15 protein-coding genes are annotated in these 15,057 nt (G+C 65.3%); 7 read left to right on the plus strand and 8 right to left on the minus strand.

The features are described from left to right. Positions 1-7 precede the first annotated feature (7 nt). From AC0L3C_RS33460 to AC0L3C_RS33480, 5 genes are all read right to left on the minus strand, one after another. On the minus strand, positions 8-1,057 hold the full coding sequence (locus AC0L3C_RS33460; protein ID WP_473410111.1) for an ABC transporter substrate-binding protein: 1,050 nt from the start codon (positions 1,055-1,057) through the stop codon (positions 8-10). Positions 1,058-1,144: 87 nt separating this feature from the next. Then, entirely contained in the window at positions 1,145-2,284 is a 1,140-nt protein-coding gene (locus tag AC0L3C_RS33465) for an ABC transporter ATP-binding protein (RefSeq protein WP_473410112.1), read from the minus strand. A gap of 135 nt (positions 2,285-2,419) precedes the next feature. Then, positions 2,420-3,988 (minus strand): DUF4403 family protein, encoded by a 1,569-nt coding sequence (locus tag AC0L3C_RS33470; RefSeq protein WP_473410113.1) that lies wholly within the window; start codon positions 3,986-3,988, stop codon positions 2,420-2,422. A 136-nt stretch (positions 3,989-4,124) separates the two neighbouring features. After that, positions 4,125-4,763 carry a Vgb family protein gene (locus AC0L3C_RS33475; RefSeq protein ID WP_473279263.1) on the minus strand — a complete coding sequence of 213 codons (639 nt, stop codon included), beginning with the start codon at positions 4,761-4,763 and terminating at the stop codon, positions 4,125-4,127. Between the two features lie 30 nt (positions 4,764-4,793). Continuing rightward, positions 4,794-6,014 carry a helix-turn-helix domain-containing protein gene (locus tag AC0L3C_RS33480; RefSeq protein WP_473410114.1) on the minus strand — a complete coding sequence of 407 codons (1,221 nt, stop codon included), beginning with the start codon at positions 6,012-6,014 and terminating at the stop codon, positions 4,794-4,796. A gap of 147 nt (positions 6,015-6,161) precedes the next feature. On the opposite strand from AC0L3C_RS33480, the gene AC0L3C_RS33485 reads away from it, so the two are divergent. Together AC0L3C_RS33485 and AC0L3C_RS33490 are read left to right on the plus strand one after the other, a co-directional pair. Then, entirely contained in the window at positions 6,162-6,956 is a 795-nt protein-coding gene (locus tag AC0L3C_RS33485; RefSeq protein WP_473410115.1) for a DUF899 domain-containing protein, read from the plus strand. After that, positions 6,949-7,206, plus strand: a complete 258-nt coding sequence (locus AC0L3C_RS33490; protein ID WP_473410116.1) for a hypothetical protein — start codon at positions 6,949-6,951, stop codon at positions 7,204-7,206. The genes AC0L3C_RS33485 and AC0L3C_RS33490 overlap by 8 nt, the downstream gene beginning before the upstream one ends. Positions 7,207-7,217: 11 nt before the next feature. Here the strand turns inward: AC0L3C_RS33490 and AC0L3C_RS33495 are convergent, their stop codons facing one another. Continuing rightward, positions 7,218-7,634, minus strand: a complete 417-nt coding sequence (locus AC0L3C_RS33495; protein WP_473262960.1) for a c-type cytochrome — start codon at positions 7,632-7,634, stop codon at positions 7,218-7,220. 111 nt (positions 7,635-7,745) lie between these two features. Then, positions 7,746-8,453 carry a L,D-transpeptidase gene (locus AC0L3C_RS33500; protein ID WP_473410117.1) on the minus strand — a complete coding sequence of 236 codons (708 nt, stop codon included), beginning with the start codon at positions 8,451-8,453 and terminating at the stop codon, positions 7,746-7,748. Between the two features lie 273 nt (positions 8,454-8,726). Here AC0L3C_RS33500 and AC0L3C_RS33505 point away from each other — a divergent pair, with 273 nt between their 5' ends. The 3 genes from AC0L3C_RS33505 (at position 8,727) to AC0L3C_RS33515 (ending at position 11,286) form a co-directional block, all read left to right on the plus strand. Beyond that, positions 8,727-9,779, plus strand: a complete 1,053-nt coding sequence (locus tag AC0L3C_RS33505) for a glycosyltransferase family 4 protein (RefSeq protein ID WP_473410118.1) — start codon at positions 8,727-8,729, stop codon at positions 9,777-9,779. A gap of 33 nt (positions 9,780-9,812) precedes the next feature. After that, complete coding sequence (locus AC0L3C_RS33510) at positions 9,813-10,502, plus strand: class I SAM-dependent methyltransferase (RefSeq protein ID WP_473410119.1); 690 nt, start codon at positions 9,813-9,815, stop codon at positions 10,500-10,502. 124 nt (positions 10,503-10,626) lie between these two features. After that, positions 10,627-11,286 (plus strand): hypothetical protein, encoded by a 660-nt coding sequence (locus tag AC0L3C_RS33515; RefSeq protein WP_473410120.1) that lies wholly within the window; start codon positions 10,627-10,629, stop codon positions 11,284-11,286. 466 nt (positions 11,287-11,752) lie between these two features. Here AC0L3C_RS33515 and AC0L3C_RS33520 read toward each other — a convergent pair whose 3' ends face one another. Continuing rightward, positions 11,753-13,417 carry an aminotransferase class III-fold pyridoxal phosphate-dependent enzyme gene (locus AC0L3C_RS33520; protein ID WP_473410121.1) on the minus strand — a complete coding sequence of 555 codons (1,665 nt, stop codon included), beginning with the start codon at positions 13,415-13,417 and terminating at the stop codon, positions 11,753-11,755. Between the two features lie 35 nt (positions 13,418-13,452). Between AC0L3C_RS33520 and asd the strand changes: the two genes are divergently transcribed. Then, entirely contained in the window at positions 13,453-14,316 is an 864-nt protein-coding gene (gene asd, locus AC0L3C_RS33525) for an archaetidylserine decarboxylase (protein WP_473410122.1), read from the plus strand. Between the two features lie 67 nt (positions 14,317-14,383). Continuing rightward, entirely contained in the window at positions 14,384-14,947 is a 564-nt protein-coding gene (locus AC0L3C_RS33530) for an NUDIX hydrolase (protein ID WP_473410123.1), read from the plus strand. The last annotated feature ends 110 nt before the right edge of the window (positions 14,948-15,057 follow it).

The raw sequence follows: 15,057 nt of genomic DNA on the forward strand, positions 1-15,057 counted from the left end.
GAGCGCGCTACTTCGCGGCCCATTTGTTGAAGCGCTCGGTCAGGCGGTCGATGTTCTCGAGCCAGAAGGCAACGTTGATCTCGACCGCATTCTTGATGTTGTCGGGCGCTGTCGGCAGGTCCTTCAGAACGGCAGGCGCGAGCAGGGCGGCTGCGTCCTTGTTCGAGGTGCCATAAGCAATGTTCTCCGACAGTTTCGATTGGTTCTCCGCCTTGCCCGCGAAGTCCAGGAACTTGTAGGCCGCGTCCTTGTTCGGGCTACCTTTCAGGATCACCCAGGTGTCGAGGGTGAAGAGGGCTCCGTCCCACACCATGCCGAAATTCTTCTTCTCGTTCTTGTTCGCGGTGTCGATGCGGCCATTGTAGACCGAGGTCATCGCCACCTCGCCCGAGGCGAGCAATTGCGGCGGCTGAGCGCCGGCCTTCCACCAGACGATGTCGCCCTTGATGGTGTCCAGCTTCTTGAACGCGCGCTCGACGCCTTCGTCGGTCGCCAGCACCTTGTAGACGTCCTTTGGCGCGACGCCGTCGGCCATGAGGGCGATCTCGAGCGTGGTCTTCGGTCCCTGACGCAAGGCACGCTTGCCCGGGATCTTTTTGGTGTCGAAGAAGTCGGCCCAGCCCTTCGGGGCCTCCTTGAGCTTGTCCTTGTCGTAGCCGAGAACGAAATCGTAGAGGATGGCGCCAACGCCGCAAGCGTTGACCGACGGTGGGATATAGGCGGCCTCGCCGCCGATCTTCGAATAATCCAGCTTCTCGAACAGGCCTTCTTCGCAGCCGACCGCCAGTTCGTCGCTCTCGACCTGGACGACGTCCCAGGTGGCGGCGCCACCCTGCACCTTGGCGCGCAGCACGCCGACTCCGCCGTCCCAGGACTCGTCGTTCATCGCAACGCCGGCCGCTTTCTTGAACGGCTCGAAATAGACCTTCTTCTGGGCATCCTGATAGGCCCCGCCCCACGACACGACGGTGAGGTCACGCGCCTGCGCCACCGTGGCCAGCGCCGCGCTGGCGGTGAGTGCCGCGGCGAAACCCAGGACAATCTTGCGCTTCAGCATGGTCTTTGTTCCTTCTTCTTCACGTGACTTGCGTTGAGCTTGGTCGGTGCAGGTCCGCCCGCGTTGGAGCGATGCTGCATGGTTGGTTCAGACGGGATCGAGGGCCAGGCAGTCCTCCGGGCGGAAGGTGATGAACACGTCATCGCCAGGTGTTAGGCTGCCAGCTCTCAGGTTGCCATGTGTCAGGCTGTCATGCGCCCCCGGCTGAAGTTTGACCATGAACTCCTTGTTGTCGGCGACATCGAGCACGGCCAGCGCGTGGTCGCCGAGATAGATGGTGTTCTGCACCTTTGCCGGCAGTCGGTTCGGTTCGTCGCCGGAGGTGCCATCCGGGATAATGGCGATCCGCTCCGGCCGCACCGACAGCGAGGTCGATGCGCCCGCGCCTGATACGTTGACCGCTCGTGCGGTCACGGCGCCGCCGCCAGCCAGCGCAACGCGGCAATATTCTTTTTCAACCGTCTCGACGGTGCCGGACAAAACATTGTTCTCGCCGATGAAATGGGCGACGAAGCTGTTCACCGGATGCTCATACAGCGCGTCGGGCCTGTCGATCTGCTGCACGATGCCGTCGTTGAATACGGCGATGCGGTCCGACATGGTGAGCGCTTCACCCTGATCGTGGGTGACGTAGACGACGGTGATGCCCATCGTCTCGTGCAGTTGCTTGATCTCCAGCTGCATCTGCTCCCGAAGGCGCTTGTCCAGGGCGCCCAGCGGCTCGTCCATCAGCACGAGTTGTGGATTGAAAACCAGGGCGCGGGCCAGCGCCACGCGTTGCTGCTGACCGCCGGACAGTTGCCCGGGCCGGCGCTGCGCCAGGGTTTCCATCTTGATCATGCGCAATGCCGCTTTGACACGATCCTGCGCTTCGGCCTTGTTCGTGTTGCGAACCGAGAGCGGGAAGGCGATATTTTCCGCAATCGTCAGGTGCGGAAACAGGGCATAGTTCTGGAACACCATGCCGATGTCGCGCTTGTGTGGCGGCACGTTCTTGATCGGCCGGTCCGCGAGGTAGATCTCGCCATGGGTCGGAACCTCGAAGCCGGCCAGCATCATCAGCGTAGTCGTCTTGCCGGAGCCCGACGGACCAAGCAGGGTGACGAACTCACCCTTCCTGATGTCGAGATCGAGGTTCTTCACCACGAGGTGCTCGCCATCGTAGGTCTTCTGAATGCCGGAAAAGCGCACCAGCGCCGGCGCAGGCGTGACCATGCCGGCTTCCATGTCGTCCTCGCGTTGTCAGCACCAGTGCTGTCAGCACCTCGTCCCCGGGGTGCGAGGAATAGCTTAGCATCCTCCGACCAGATTGCCAGCGGCGCAAACGACGACGCGCACGGAGCCGTCGGGAAAAGGCGCGCGCTACATTCCCGACAATTTCGTCACGGACACATTCAGCGAGCCCCCGGCTTCCGCGATCACGCGCAGCGTCTTGGAGTCGAAGGCGATGTCGGCCAGCGTCAGGCTGTCGATCTTTGCATCGACCCTGACGCCGTCCTCGCTCTTCTGGAAGTCGGCGATCGCGGCGGCGATCTTCTCGCGTGCATTGGCGGCAATCGGCTTTAGATCGATTGTCGCTTTCTGCACCAGCGCCTGCTGCATCTGCGGCACCACCGCGCGCGCCGCGGCACCCAGCAGGCCGAAGGCCGCCTCGGACTCTACCGCGAGCTGGATGTCGGCGAGCCGCAGCGTCTGCTGCGCCTGGTCGAGCATCGGCCGGACCCAGATGTGCACGGTCGCTTCGGCGCCGAGACCAAGCCAGCTCTTCTTCTCCTTGGCGCGCACCAGCAGCGAGATCAGGAGGCGCTCGCCCGACGGGACTACGTTGACGCTCTTGACGGTGACGTCCACGGGACCGGAGCCGTCCTCGGGATAGGTGTGGCCGACCATCTGCGCGGCGATCAGCTTGTTGATCTCGGTGAAAGGCACGTCGATCGGGACGCCGATGTTCACACCGGTGCCGGTCGGCGGCACGATCGAGATCTTGTCGGGGAACGGGCAGTCGGGCTTGGTCGGCGTGGAGGTGACGCGCGTCTCCGCTTCCAGGCCCATCAGCAGGGTCACGGCCTGCGCGTCGACGCGCGGCTGCGCCGCGATGGCGCGGATCGGCTTCATCTCCAGCCAGAGCGGCGGCAGCGCGGCCGAGGAGCCCGAGCCTTGCAGCGGGATCGAGCGGCAGGCCTTGGCCCATTGCAGCTTCGCGTTCTCCCGCAAGGTCGGATCGTTGCGCATCCGTTCGGAAACGGCGTTGATCTGTTCGCCGACGGTCTTGTCGATCAGCGGCTTCACCTGTGCAGGTACGTTGACCTTGGCGCCGGAGATGTTGAGGTTGGTATCGCCGAGATTGACCTGGGCGCCGAGATTGGGCTCGAGATGCCAGTTGGCCGCGAGCTTCGGCCGCGAGGTGACGACGACGTTGCCCTTGATCTCGGCGCTGGCGTTCAGATTCTTGATGTTGACCGCGCCGATCTGTTTCGCGGCATTGCCGCCGAGCACGCTACCGAGCGCCTCGCCGAGCGCGCCGGTGGCTTTCGACGACAGCGAGCCCGTCACGTTCAGCTTGCCCGTGAGCGGCGTCGAGATCGTCAGCACGTCCTTGTCGCCGGCAGCTGCCATCGGCCCGCGCACGGCGGACCAGCCGATGTCGGCGTTCTCCAGGATTTGCGAAATCGGGTTCTCGGCCTTGCCGGCGAAATTGCGCGGGGCGGCCTTCTCGGCCTGCTCGCGAATCGCCGACAGCGCGATGGCGACCGGCGCCACCACGATCGAGCTCTTCGCGACCGGCGGCAGCGGCGGCAGTTGCGCGACCGGCGGTGCGGAATTCGTCGCTCGCGGCGACAGCCAGTCCATCGCCTTCAGGCTGATGAAAAACGACGCCGCGAGCACCGCGACGGCGATCAGGACAGTTTTCAAGTTCAGCGTCAGTCGCATCAATCCCCCAGGCCGCCCGGGCAGAAGTCTACAGGGCAGGCGAGGAGGGCGCTAGAGCCCACCGATGGGGTGGAATTGGGGCAAACAAATTAACGGCTGCGATCGCGCAATTGCCGTGCATTCTTCATGGCACACCCTAGCTGCGCTTCGGACGGCGGACCGTTCTCACATTGCCGCGATCTCCGCCCCCGCAGAAGAAGCGGTCGCCGCCATCGGACTCCAATCCTGACACCATGGTCCCGGCGGGCAGGTCGAGCTGCTCCAGCACCTTGCCCGTCTCGGGATCGATCCGCCTGATGTCGCTGTCCTCGCCTTCCCAGGTGCCGTGCCAGAGCTCGCCGTCGACCCACGTCACTCCGGTGACGAAGCGTTTGCTTTCGATGGTGCGGAGAATTTTTCCCGTCTGGGGATCGACCTGATGGATCTTGCGCTCCCGATACTGTCCGACCCAGAGCGAGCCCTCGGCCCAGGCCAATCCAGAGTCGCCGCCGCCGCCGGGCGCGGGGATGGTGGCGAGCACCTTGCCGGTCGCAGCGTCAATCTTCTGGATGCGGTCCTCGGCGATCTGGAACAGGTGGCGGCCGTCGAACGCCGTTCCCGCATGCGCGGCGACATCGATGGAGCGAGCGATCTTGCCATCGGCCGGATCGACCGCATTCAATTTGTCGCCGGATGCGAACCACATATGGCTGCCGTCATAGGTGACGCCGTGCACGGCTTCGACGCCTGCAAAGGGCCCGTATTCCCTGACGATCTCGGCGGCTGAACGTTTCATCTGCTCGGTCCCTGTGGTGTGAATCCCATCTTAGGTCTTCATGAGCGGTCCGGGGAGTAACAAGCCTGTCGGGAAACCCGGCACGGGCGGCGTCATCCAGCGCCGCGCCCGTCCGTGTCCGAAGGACTGCACCTTGTTCGATCGCGCCAGCTCTTCGAGGGCCCGCTGCACGGTGCGCGCGCTCGTTCCCAGCGCCAGCGTGAGCGCCGAGCTCGACCAGGGCTCGCCGTCGGAGAGGAAGGCCAGCACATTGGCGTGCTTCTCCTCGACGGGCCGCGCCAGCACGAGAACCTGCCGCGTGTTGCGCGGCGTCAGCGCAAAACCTTGCCGGGTCGCGCGGATATCGGCGAGAGGCTCGAGCTTGGTGCGGAGCCGTCCGATTTCGACGCGCAGCCGGGCGCGATGCGATTCATCGACGTGCCTTGCCTGAAACGCTCCCGTGATCAACGCTTCCCGCGAGACATCGGCCGGCCAGGACTGCGCCAGGATGCGGGCGAGCGCGAACAGCACCGGCCGCGTTCCGAGCGACACGAGGATGCCTCGCCTGCGAACCGCGTGATGGAACGTGTCCACCACGAGCGACTCCGACGTCGCGAGGTCCTCGACCTCCTCGAGCAGCAACGGCCGTTCGTGCCCGCGCGTGATCAGGCGCGCTGCGGGCGTGTCGAGCACGCGGCTCGTGCCTTCGACCTCGGCCGCAAGCGCGGCAATGCCGGCCTGCCGTGCTGCGCTCGCCGCGCGCCCGAGCGCCGCGCGCGCCTCTTTCGTTCTGAGCCGCCTGATGGCAATGCCGGCAATCACGAGCTCGCGGGCGACCTGCGCAGCAGGGGGCAATGGCGTGGTCTTGGTCTCGGCCAGCGTGCGCTCGGCCTCGTCGAGGCATCCGAGCAGGAGAAGTCGGCGCGCTTCGATGTGACCCGCATGGGCGGCGTTGGCGAGGTCACCGTGGCTTGCGAGCGTCGCCCGCGCGGCCGCGAGCGTGTTGGCCGGCCAGTTCAGGTCGCGCGAGACGAGTGCGATCTCGGCTTCCGCCACCACGCATCTTGCGCGCGCGACTGCCTCTCTCGGACCGAAGGCGCGTGCGGCGCTGCGCAGCAATGTCTTCGCCTTGGCGAGATCGCCGAGCTGCGCCATCGCGATGCCGCGCAGCGCCAGCGAAGGTGCATCGTTGCGCAGCGCAACGCGGTTTAGCGCGCCGAGCGGATCGCCGGCTTGGAGCGCGCGGGCCGCGGCCGTGATCAGCGACTCCATTCAAATCCCGCCACACTTGTTACTCCCACTACGCAACCGTCCGGTGCGAGAGATCGTTGACGGCCGACAATGTGCGGCGAGGGACGAGCGGTTCCGCATCTTCCATCGCGAGATCCGGAACGGCCGCCCGGGAAAAGTTGGAGACCCATGATGACATCAGCTGACAACGCAGGGAATAACGGACAGGCCGCCATGCAAACACCGCCGGTGGTGTCGCCGCAGGACTGGGAGGCCGCCCGTCAGCAACTGCTCGTGAAGGAAAAGGCGCATACCCGTGCCCGCGACGCCCTGGTCGCCGAGCGCCGGCGCATGCCGTGGATGGAAGTCACCAAAACCTATGCGTTCGAGGGGCCCGGCGGCAAGGTCAGTCTGCACGACCTGTTCCAGGGCCGGCGACAACTGATCGTCTACCGCGCCTTCTTCGAGCCGGGCGTGTTCGGCTGGCCGGATCATGCCTGCCGCGGCTGCTCCATGGTGGCCGACCAGGTCGCCCATGTCGCGCATCTGAATGCCCGCGACACCACGCTGGTGTTCGCCTCGCGGGCGCCGCAGGCTGATATCAGCAGGCTGAAGCAGCGGATGGGCTGGACCATGCCATGGGTCACCGTCACCGATAGTTTCGATGCGGATTTCGGCGTCGACGAGTGGCACGGGACCAACGTGTTCTACCGGGACGGGACGCGCATCTTCCGCACCTACTTCGTCAAGAGCCGCGGCGACGAGCAGATGGGCGGCACCTGGAATTACCTCGACATCACGCCGCTGGGACGGCAGGAGGTCTGGGAGGATTCGCCGAAGGGTTATCCGCAGACGCCGACCTACAAATGGTGGAATTGGCACGACAGCTACACCGAAGGTGCGGCACCCGACAAGAAATGGGTCGAGATCTCGACCGCCGGCGAGAAGGCTTTTCGCGAGGAGGCCGCTGAAGGACGTGACTAGTCCCATGAGCGCAACTGCCGGCGCGAGCCGCAACGGTATGGTGGCCGCGCGCCACCTCGCCAGATGGCTGGCGTTGGCGGCGACGCCGACCTTCGCGATCATGGCCGTGCTGACGGTCGCGCCCGATGGCCCCGCGGACATGCTGTGCGGCGCCGGACATGGGGCGATGCTCGAAGGGATGGTGCCGATGTATCTCTTAATGAGCGCGTTTCATTCGGCGGCGTGGCTGAGGTTGATTGCGGAGCGGTGAAGTCGGTAGCTCTACCGCGAAGCCGCCTGCAAATAAGCAACGATCTTGCCCGCTTCCTCCGCCGAGACGCCGCCATAGGGCTGCATCTTGTTGCCGGATACGATTTCGTCCGGCTTGACCATGAAGCGGGTGAGTTTGTCCTGGTCCCAGACGAAGCCGGCTTCTTTCATCGAGGAGGAATAATTGTAGTTCGGCAGCGAGCCGGCCTTGCGTCCCACGATTTTATTGAGGTTGGGGCCTAGACGATTGTCGCCCTCTTTCACCGAGTGGCAGGTGCGGCAGGAATTGTTGAAGGCCTGTTGGGCTGCGTCGTCGCTCGGCGGCTGCTGTGCGAGCGAGGCGGGCGCGGTCAACAGCAGTGCCAATGCGCCGGCTCCGGCGATCGCGCGCAGCCATGTGCCTTGCGGCGTTTGCGGACGTGATTGCATTCGCGCCTCCATCAGGGATCGCGCCGCAGCACGCGCGCGTCGGGATGCCGAGGGCAAACGAAAACGGCCCCGGTGGGTTCCGGGGCCGTTTGCGTCACAATGTCCTGTCGCTTACCGCGTCGCGGCGCCGAGGTCGGCGCGGCGTTCCGTCATCGGCAGCACGATGACCTTCGTGCCGACGTTGACGCGGGAGTAGAGGTCCGCGACATCGTCGTTGGTCAGGCGGATGCAGCCGGAGGAGACGTGCTTGCCGATGGTGTCGGGGGCGTTGGTGCCATGGATGCGGTAGATGGTGCCGCCGAGATACATGGCGCGCGCGCCGAGCGGGTTGCCGGGGCCGCCGGCCATGTGGCGCGGCAGATAAGGCTGGCGGGCGATCATTTCCGGCGGCGGGGTCCAATCCGGCCACTCCGCCTTCTTGGTCACCGACTGGGTGCCGGACCAGGTGAAGCCGTCGCGGCCGACGCCGATGCCGTAGCGCATCGCCTGGCCGTTGCCGAGCACGAGATAGAGGTAGGTGTTGGGCGTATCGATGATGATGGTGCCCGGCGCCTCACGCGTCGCATAGGTGACGGTCTGGCGACGGAAGCGGGCCGGGGTTTCGACGGCGTCCTGATCCTCGGACGGCGCGGCCTGATAGGGCGTGGCTTGATAAGGCTGATACGGCTGCGGCGCCGCGATCGGCGGCAGCGGCTGGAAGAACGGGAAGAGCTGCACCGGCGCGGCCTTTGCCGGGCCAGCGAACGCGATCGCGGTGACAGCCACTGCGCCAAACGCAACGGCGCGCGAATAAGTCTTCAACGTCTCCAGATTGATCATTGGTCGCCCCTGTTGCGCGGTGTTTCTTGGTCACCCCGGCACCGTTTCGGTGCTCTGTTGGCTAGATCACTAACGGAAAGAAGTTTCGGGACGTTTGCGCGGAAAACCGAAAACGGCTTCATGGCGGCAAGGATTGTTTCATGACGGTTTCGTGGCTGCGCGGACCCGTTAACGAACAAAACAGCGGGCCGACACTTCCATGACGTCACACGCCTGAAATATCCGTGGTTGATGGTCCAAAGCCGAGAATCATAAAAATCTCGGGATTTCCCCATGCGGGTATTAATCGCGACTGACGCCTGGCATCCTCAGGTCAACGGTGTGGTGCGGACGTTGACCTCGCTGGCCGGCGCTGCCAAGACGTTGGATGTCGAGATCGACTTCCTGACGCCGGACGGTTTTCGGTCGTGGCCGTTGCCGACCTATCCGGGGCTGCGCATTGCGCTGCCGAGCGGCAAGGAGATTGCGCGGCGGATCGAGAGGGCGGCGCCGGAAGCGCTGCACATCGCGACCGAAGGGCCGATCGGCTGGGCGGCGCGGGCCTATTGCCGTCGCAACCGGCTCGCCTTCACCACCTCCTACACCACGCGCTTTCCCGAATACGTTTCGGTGCGGACCGGCATTCCCGCGAGCGTCGGCTATGCCGTGCTGCGCCACTTCCACGATGCCGCCGCCATGACGATGGTCGCAACGCCCTCGCTGCGGCAGGAGCTCTCCGAGCGCGGCTTCAAGCGGCTCGGCTTCTGGACCCGCGGCGTCAATACCGAGCTGTTCCATCCGGACTCTCCGGCCAAGCTCGATCTGCCCGGGCCGATCTTCATGACGATGGGCCGCGTGGCGGTGGAGAAGAACCTCGAAGCGTTCCTCTCGCTCGACCTGCCCGGCACCAAGGTCGTCGTCGGGGACGGCCCGCAGAAAGCTGCGCTCGAAAAGAAATATCCCGACGTCGTCTTCCTCGGCGAGAAGAAGGGCGCCGATCTCACCGCGCATCTTGCCGCCGCCGACGTGTTCGTGTTTCCGAGCCTGACCGACACGTTCGGCGTGGTGCAGCTCGAGGCGCTCGCCTGCGGCACCCCGGTTGCGGCGTTTCCGGTGACGGGTCCGAAGGACGTCATCGCCGATCATCCGATCGGCGCGATCGACCACGATCTGCGCGCCGCGTGTCTGCGCGCGCTCACCATGTCGCGCCAGACCTGCCGCAACTTCGCGCTGGAGCGCTCCTGGGAAAACAGCGCGCGCCAGTTCGTCGGCAACCTCACCTCACTTCAGCCGAGCCGTGCCTTGCGCGCCTCGCCTCGCATGGCGCGGCGGCCGGTGCGTGGTTGACCCAACGTTCGAACCACAGCGAGAACCTCATCGATGGCTAAGATCATGAACCTTGACGGCACCCAGCAGCTCGACCTCACTCGTGGCACGGTCGAGCAGGCCTATGACCGCTGGGCACCAGTCTACGACCTCGTGTTCGGAGGCGTGTTCGCCAAGGGCCGGCAGGCCGCGATCGCGGCCACCAACAAGATCGGCGGCCGGGTGCTCGAGGTCGGCGTCGGCACCGGCATTTCGCTGCCGCTCTACGCGCCGCATCTGCGCATCTTCGGCACCGACATCTCGGAGGCGATGCTCGACAAGGCGCGCCAGCGCGTCACCGAGGGCAAGCTGAACAACGTCGAAGGCCTCGCGGTGATGGATGCCGAGAAGCTCGAATTCCCCGACGACTCCTTCGACGTCGTGATGGCGCAATACGTCGTCACCGCCGTGCCGAATCCGGAAGTCGCGCTGGACGAATTCGCCCGCGTGCTGCGCCCGGGCGGCGAGCTCATCATCCTCACCCGCGTCAGCGCCGATACCGGCATGCGCCGCTTCATCGAGCAGAAGCTGCAGCCGGTGGTGCGTCCGCTCGGCTTCCGCACCGCCGAGTTCGCCTGGTCGCGCTATGCCAAATGGCTCGCCGGCGCCAACGGCATCGAGCTTGCCGAGCGCCGCCTGATTCCGCCGCTCGGTCATTTCTCGCTGGTGCGCTTCCGCAAGGTCGACGTCGCCAAGGCAGCGTAACCCAAGCTCACGCGTCGCGTGCGTCACCGCGCCGCTGCACATCGTCACATGACAAAATGATGATGTCACACGGCCTACATCGAATCTCTGTAAATCCTGAACCCGAAAGCATTTGGGGGAGAGCATGATCAAGAACTATCTCGAGCAGCTGCGGATCCAGCGCTGGGACGACCATCGCTACTATCACCACAGCCGCATCAATCAGGCCCTGCACTTCGTCAGTGCGCTGAGCTTCCTGTTCGCCTATGTCTGGCTGTTCATCGATCCCATGGTATCGGCGCTGGTCGGCTGGCTGGTCTCGATGACCTCGCGCCAGGCCGGTCATTTCTTCTTCGAGCCGCACGGCTACGACCAGATCAACCAGGCGACGCACGAGCACAAGGAAGAGATCAAGGTCGGCTACAATCTTCAGCGCAAGGTGGTGCTGATGTCGATCTGGGCGCTGTCGCCGCTGGTGCTCGTCGTCGATCCCACGCTGTTCGGACTGTTCACACCCTGGGCGGGTGCGACCGACTTCATGCGGCAGGTCGCCAAGATCTGGCTCGTGGTCGGCGGCGGCGGTCTCATGTTCCGCACGGTGCACCTGTTCTTCATCCGCGACGTCGAGACCGGCCTCGTCTGGATGACGAAGATCCTGACCGACCCCTTCCACGATCTGATGCTCTACCGCAACGCGCCGCTGGCGCTGATGCGCGGCGAGCTGATGGACCCCGGCCTGCACCTTAACCCCGAGCACACCCTGGGCCTCATCGGCGAGCCCACGCTCGAAGAGCAGCACGCCTGAGCGCGCCGTTCTCACAAGATACTCCGATGTCGATTGGCTACGTCATGCCCGGGCTTGTCCCGGGCATCCACGTCTTGGGAGCCGCGAACGCGGTGCTTCCTTCACCTCTCCCCGCGTGCGGGGAGAGGTCGGGGTTTGGTGTGGCGCCACACCCGGGGGGGGGGGGGCTCCGCGCGGGCCGCGCGCGCCCGGGGGGGGGGGGCGGCGCGCCCCCCCCACCCCGCGGCGCCGCCCCCCCCCCCCCCCCCCCCCCCCCCCCCCCCCCGCGGGGCCCCCCCCCCCCCGGGGGGGGGGGGGCGGCCCGCCCCCCCCCCCCCCCCCCCCCCCCCCCCCCCCCCCTCTCCGCGAGTCCAGCTCTCACCGTGATTGCGGAAGCAGCCCCTCACCCCAACCCTCTCCCCGCGAAGAGCGGGGAGAGGGAGAGGAGAGGCTGTGCCCCGGACTGACCGTGGTGGAAGGAAGAACCTCAGCGCCCGAAGCGCTTGGCCAGCATCTCTTTCAGGATCTGCCGCTTGATGGTCTTGTTGGTGAGGACGCCATCGTGCCACCAGAAGCCGTCGGCCTTCATTTTCTCGGCGGCGCGAACGAAACGCTCGGCGACCTCGGTGAAATCGGCGTCGGTGTAGTTCAGGCTGAAGATCAGCCGGCCGGTGCCGACCCAGCTCAGGGACAGGCCTTCGGCGCGCAGATAGTACTGCAGCATCCAGTTGTAGCGGGACGGCGTGGCGTATTTCACCGTCCAGATCGACGAGAAGTTCGCGAACCGCACCGGCAGGTCGGCATCGGTCATCATCCGGTTGAGCTTTTGCGCGCGCTCGTTCCAGGTCTCATCCAACCCTTCATAGACGGCACGGAAGTTCGGGCTGGCGAGCCGGCTCAGGAACTCGTCCATCGCCGTCATGACGTAGGGGTGCGAGTTGAAGGTGCCGCGGGCGAAGCAGACGTCGGCGGGACGATCGTCGCGGAAGCGGCGCATCAGCTCGCGTTTGCCGCAGACCACGCCGACCGGCAAGCCGCCGGCGAGGCTCTTGCCGTAGGTCACCATGTCGGCCTTGATGCCAAAGTATTCCTGGGCGCCGCCTGCAGCGAGACGGAAGCCGACGAAGACCTCGTCGAAGATCAGCACGATGCCACGCTCCGTGCAGACGTCGCGCAGCTTCTTGAGCCATTCGGTGTAGGCCGCGCGGTCGAAATTGCCGCCGCGGGAGGAATCAACCAGCGAGGAGTCGCCGGGCGCGTTGCTATTCGGATGCAGCCCCTGCAGCGGATTGACCAGCACGCAGGCGATGTCCTTGCGCGTCCGCAGCACGTGCAGCGTCTTCTCCGACATCTCGGCGAGGGTGTAGGTCTCGTGCGCGGTGATCGGATTGCCGACGCCGGGCTGCACGTCGCCCCACCAGCCATGATAGGCGCCGGCGAAACGGACCAGATGGGTGCGCCGGGTGTGATAGCGCGCAAGCCGCACCGCCTGCATCACGGCTTCGGTGCCGGACATGTGGAAGGACACTTCGTCGAGGCCCGATATCTGGCACAGCCGCGCCACGTTCTCGAGGATGACCGGATGGTAGGGGCCGAGCACCGGTCCGAGCGCATGCGCCCGCTTCTCGGAGCCCTCGATGCACTCCTTGTAGAAGTCGTTGCCGAAGATGTTGACGCCGTAGGACCCCGTGAGGTCGTAGGAGGTGTTGCCGTCGACATCGGTGACGGTGACGCCGCGCGAGGACTCCACGAAGCTCGAGGTGCCCAAATGCTCGCGAACGAGACGCGAGAACTGGAACGGCACGCGGTAAGTTTCGGTGAAGTGCAGGTCGGAGATCTTTTCCGCCGCTTCCTTCGTCATCGCGCGGCCCTTGGGATAGCGCTCGGCGTAGAGACGCGCGAGACGGAAGAAGCCGTCCTTGCGCAGGCCTGCGATGTTCGCCGGCGCGCCGTCGCAGGCGAAGTACGCATCGCCTTCGAATTCGTAGAACGGAAGCAGCCTGGCCACGCGGCGCGACATCTTGGAGTGCCCGGCGAGCGAGCGGTGCTTGGCGCGGGACAATTCGATCCGCGCCTTGAGCTTCGGGAAGGCGGCGGCAGCGGACGCTGCGGCGGCCACGGACAAAGAAAGAATCGGGAGTGTCGTTTCCATGACAACAAGCGCTAATACTGCGAGCTGACAGATTCATGACAGTCAAAGCCCTCATCGCCTCTTTCACCCAGCAGGAAGACCTCAACTTCCTGTTGACCAACCGCATCCCTCGCGCCGCGCTGACCCGCTTCATGGGCTGGTTCTCGAAGATCGAGAACCCGCTGGTGCGGGACGGCTCCATCGCGCTGTGGAAGCTGTTCTCCGACCTCGATCTGTCGGAGGCGCGCAAGACCCATTTCAGGAGTCTGCACGACTGCTTCACCCGGAAGCTCAAGCCCGGCTTGCGACCCTTTGATCCGGACCCCTCCATCGTCGCCAGCCCGTCCGACGGCATCGTCGGCGCCCATGGCCGGATCGCCGACACCGAGCTGTTCCAGGTCAAGGGCGCGCCGTACTCGCTGCTCGATCTGCTCGGCGATTCCGCGCTGGTCGACCAGCACCGCAACGGCTCCTTCGTCACGCTGCGGCTGACCTCGAGCATGTATCACCGCTTCCACGCGCCCTTTGACGCGCATATTGAGCGCGTCACGCTGATCCATGGCGATGTCTGGAACGTCAACCCGATCGCGCTGAAGCGGGTCGAGCGTCTGTTTTGCAAGAACGAGCGCGCGGTGATCCGCACGCGTTTGCCGACGGGCGAGGCCGTGACGCTGGTGCCGGTCGCCGCCATCCTGGTCGCAAGCATCCGTCTGCATTTCCTCGACATGGTGCTGAACGCGCAGACAAGGGGTCCGGTCAATTTTCCCTGCGACGTCAACGTGAGCAAGGGCGAGGAGCTCGGCTGGTTCGAGCATGGCTCGACCATTATTATCCTCGCGCCCGGCGATTTCACCTTCTGCGACGGCATCGCCGAAGGCACGCGCATCCGGGCGGGTCAAGCGCTGCTGAGAAAAAACTAGCCTTCAATCTGGCGCCTCGGCCGCCTATATCGTTCGTGGGGACGTTTCTACGACGACGGATTGGGTGATGGCACGGGCGCCGGTCATGGCGGCGGGTGGTATTGTGCTGCGGCGAGGTGCGCCGCCGCTGATTGCCGTCGTGCGCCAGCGCAAGCGCAACGAATGGGTCTTGCCCAAGGGCAAGCTCGACGACGGCGAAACGCCGAGAGAAGCCGCGCATCGCGAGGTGCTGGAAGAGACCGGCCACGACGTCGCCATCCACGAATTTCTGGGCACGCTCGTCTATCAGTCCGGTGGCCGCTCCAAGGTCGTGCATTTCTGGCGCATGGAGACCGGGGGCGGTCCCGTCCGCAAGTTGATGAACGACATCAAGGCGGTCGACTGGCTGACGCTGGAAGACGCGCTCGCGCGCCTGTCGCGCGAGTATGAGCGTGTGTTCCTGACCCAGGTTGGCCCCATCGCGCTCGCGGCGGCGGGGCTTGCATCGTCGTCTGCGCCCGAGCCGACGCTGGCAACCAACGAGGTCGACGCAGCTTTGCAGACACTGACACCGGCTGAAGCGGCCTCGGTGGGCGAGTTGCGGCACGGTCTGTTGCAGAAGATGAAAGCCTGGCTGTGCGGCGAGGCGTGAGTTTAGCAACATCGCTGTCGAGCCGCGCTGACAGTTCCCCTCTCCCCTTGTGGGAGAGGGTGGCTCGCCGCGCAGCGGCGAGACGGGTGAGCGACTATCTCTGTTGTCAA

It is taken from the genome of Bradyrhizobium sp. WSM4872, assembly GCF_055811715.1.

Bases quoted from the DNA above. Each gene is read 5' to 3' on its own strand.
- AC0L3C_RS33500 (WP_473410117.1), bottom strand. From the start codon at position 8,453: ATGATCAATCTGGAGACGTTGAAGACTTATTCGCGCGCCGTTGCGTTT.
- AC0L3C_RS33460 (WP_473410111.1), bottom strand. From the start codon at position 1,057: ATGCTGAAGCGCAAGATTGTCCTGGGTTTCGCCGCGGCACTCACCGCC.
- AC0L3C_RS33520 (WP_473410121.1), bottom strand. From the start codon at position 13,417: ATGGAAACGACACTCCCGATTCTTTCTTTGTCCGTGGCCGCCGCAGCG.
- AC0L3C_RS33480 (WP_473410114.1), bottom strand. From the start codon at position 6,014: ATGGAGTCGCTGATCACGGCCGCGGCCCGCGCGCTCCAAGCCGGCGAT.
- AC0L3C_RS33475 (WP_473279263.1), bottom strand. From the start codon at position 4,763: ATGAAACGTTCAGCCGCCGAGATCGTCAGGGAATACGGGCCCTTTGCA.
- AC0L3C_RS33515 (WP_473410120.1), top strand. From the start codon at position 10,627: ATGATCAAGAACTATCTCGAGCAGCTGCGGATCCAGCGCTGGGACGAC.
- AC0L3C_RS33510 (WP_473410119.1), top strand. From the start codon at position 9,813: ATGGCTAAGATCATGAACCTTGACGGCACCCAGCAGCTCGACCTCACT.
- AC0L3C_RS33495 (WP_473262960.1), bottom strand. From the start codon at position 7,634: ATGCAATCACGTCCGCAAACGCCGCAAGGCACATGGCTGCGCGCGATC.
- AC0L3C_RS33505 (WP_473410118.1), top strand. From the start codon at position 8,727: ATGCGGGTATTAATCGCGACTGACGCCTGGCATCCTCAGGTCAACGGT.
- AC0L3C_RS33485 (WP_473410115.1), top strand. From the start codon at position 6,162: ATGATGACATCAGCTGACAACGCAGGGAATAACGGACAGGCCGCCATG.
- AC0L3C_RS33465 (WP_473410112.1), bottom strand. From the start codon at position 2,284: ATGGAAGCCGGCATGGTCACGCCTGCGCCGGCGCTGGTGCGCTTTTCC.
- asd (WP_473410122.1), top strand. From the start codon at position 13,453: ATGACAGTCAAAGCCCTCATCGCCTCTTTCACCCAGCAGGAAGACCTC.
- AC0L3C_RS33470 (WP_473410113.1), bottom strand. From the start codon at position 3,988: ATGCGACTGACGCTGAACTTGAAAACTGTCCTGATCGCCGTCGCGGTG.
- AC0L3C_RS33530 (WP_473410123.1), top strand. From the start codon at position 14,384: ATGGCACGGGCGCCGGTCATGGCGGCGGGTGGTATTGTGCTGCGGCGA.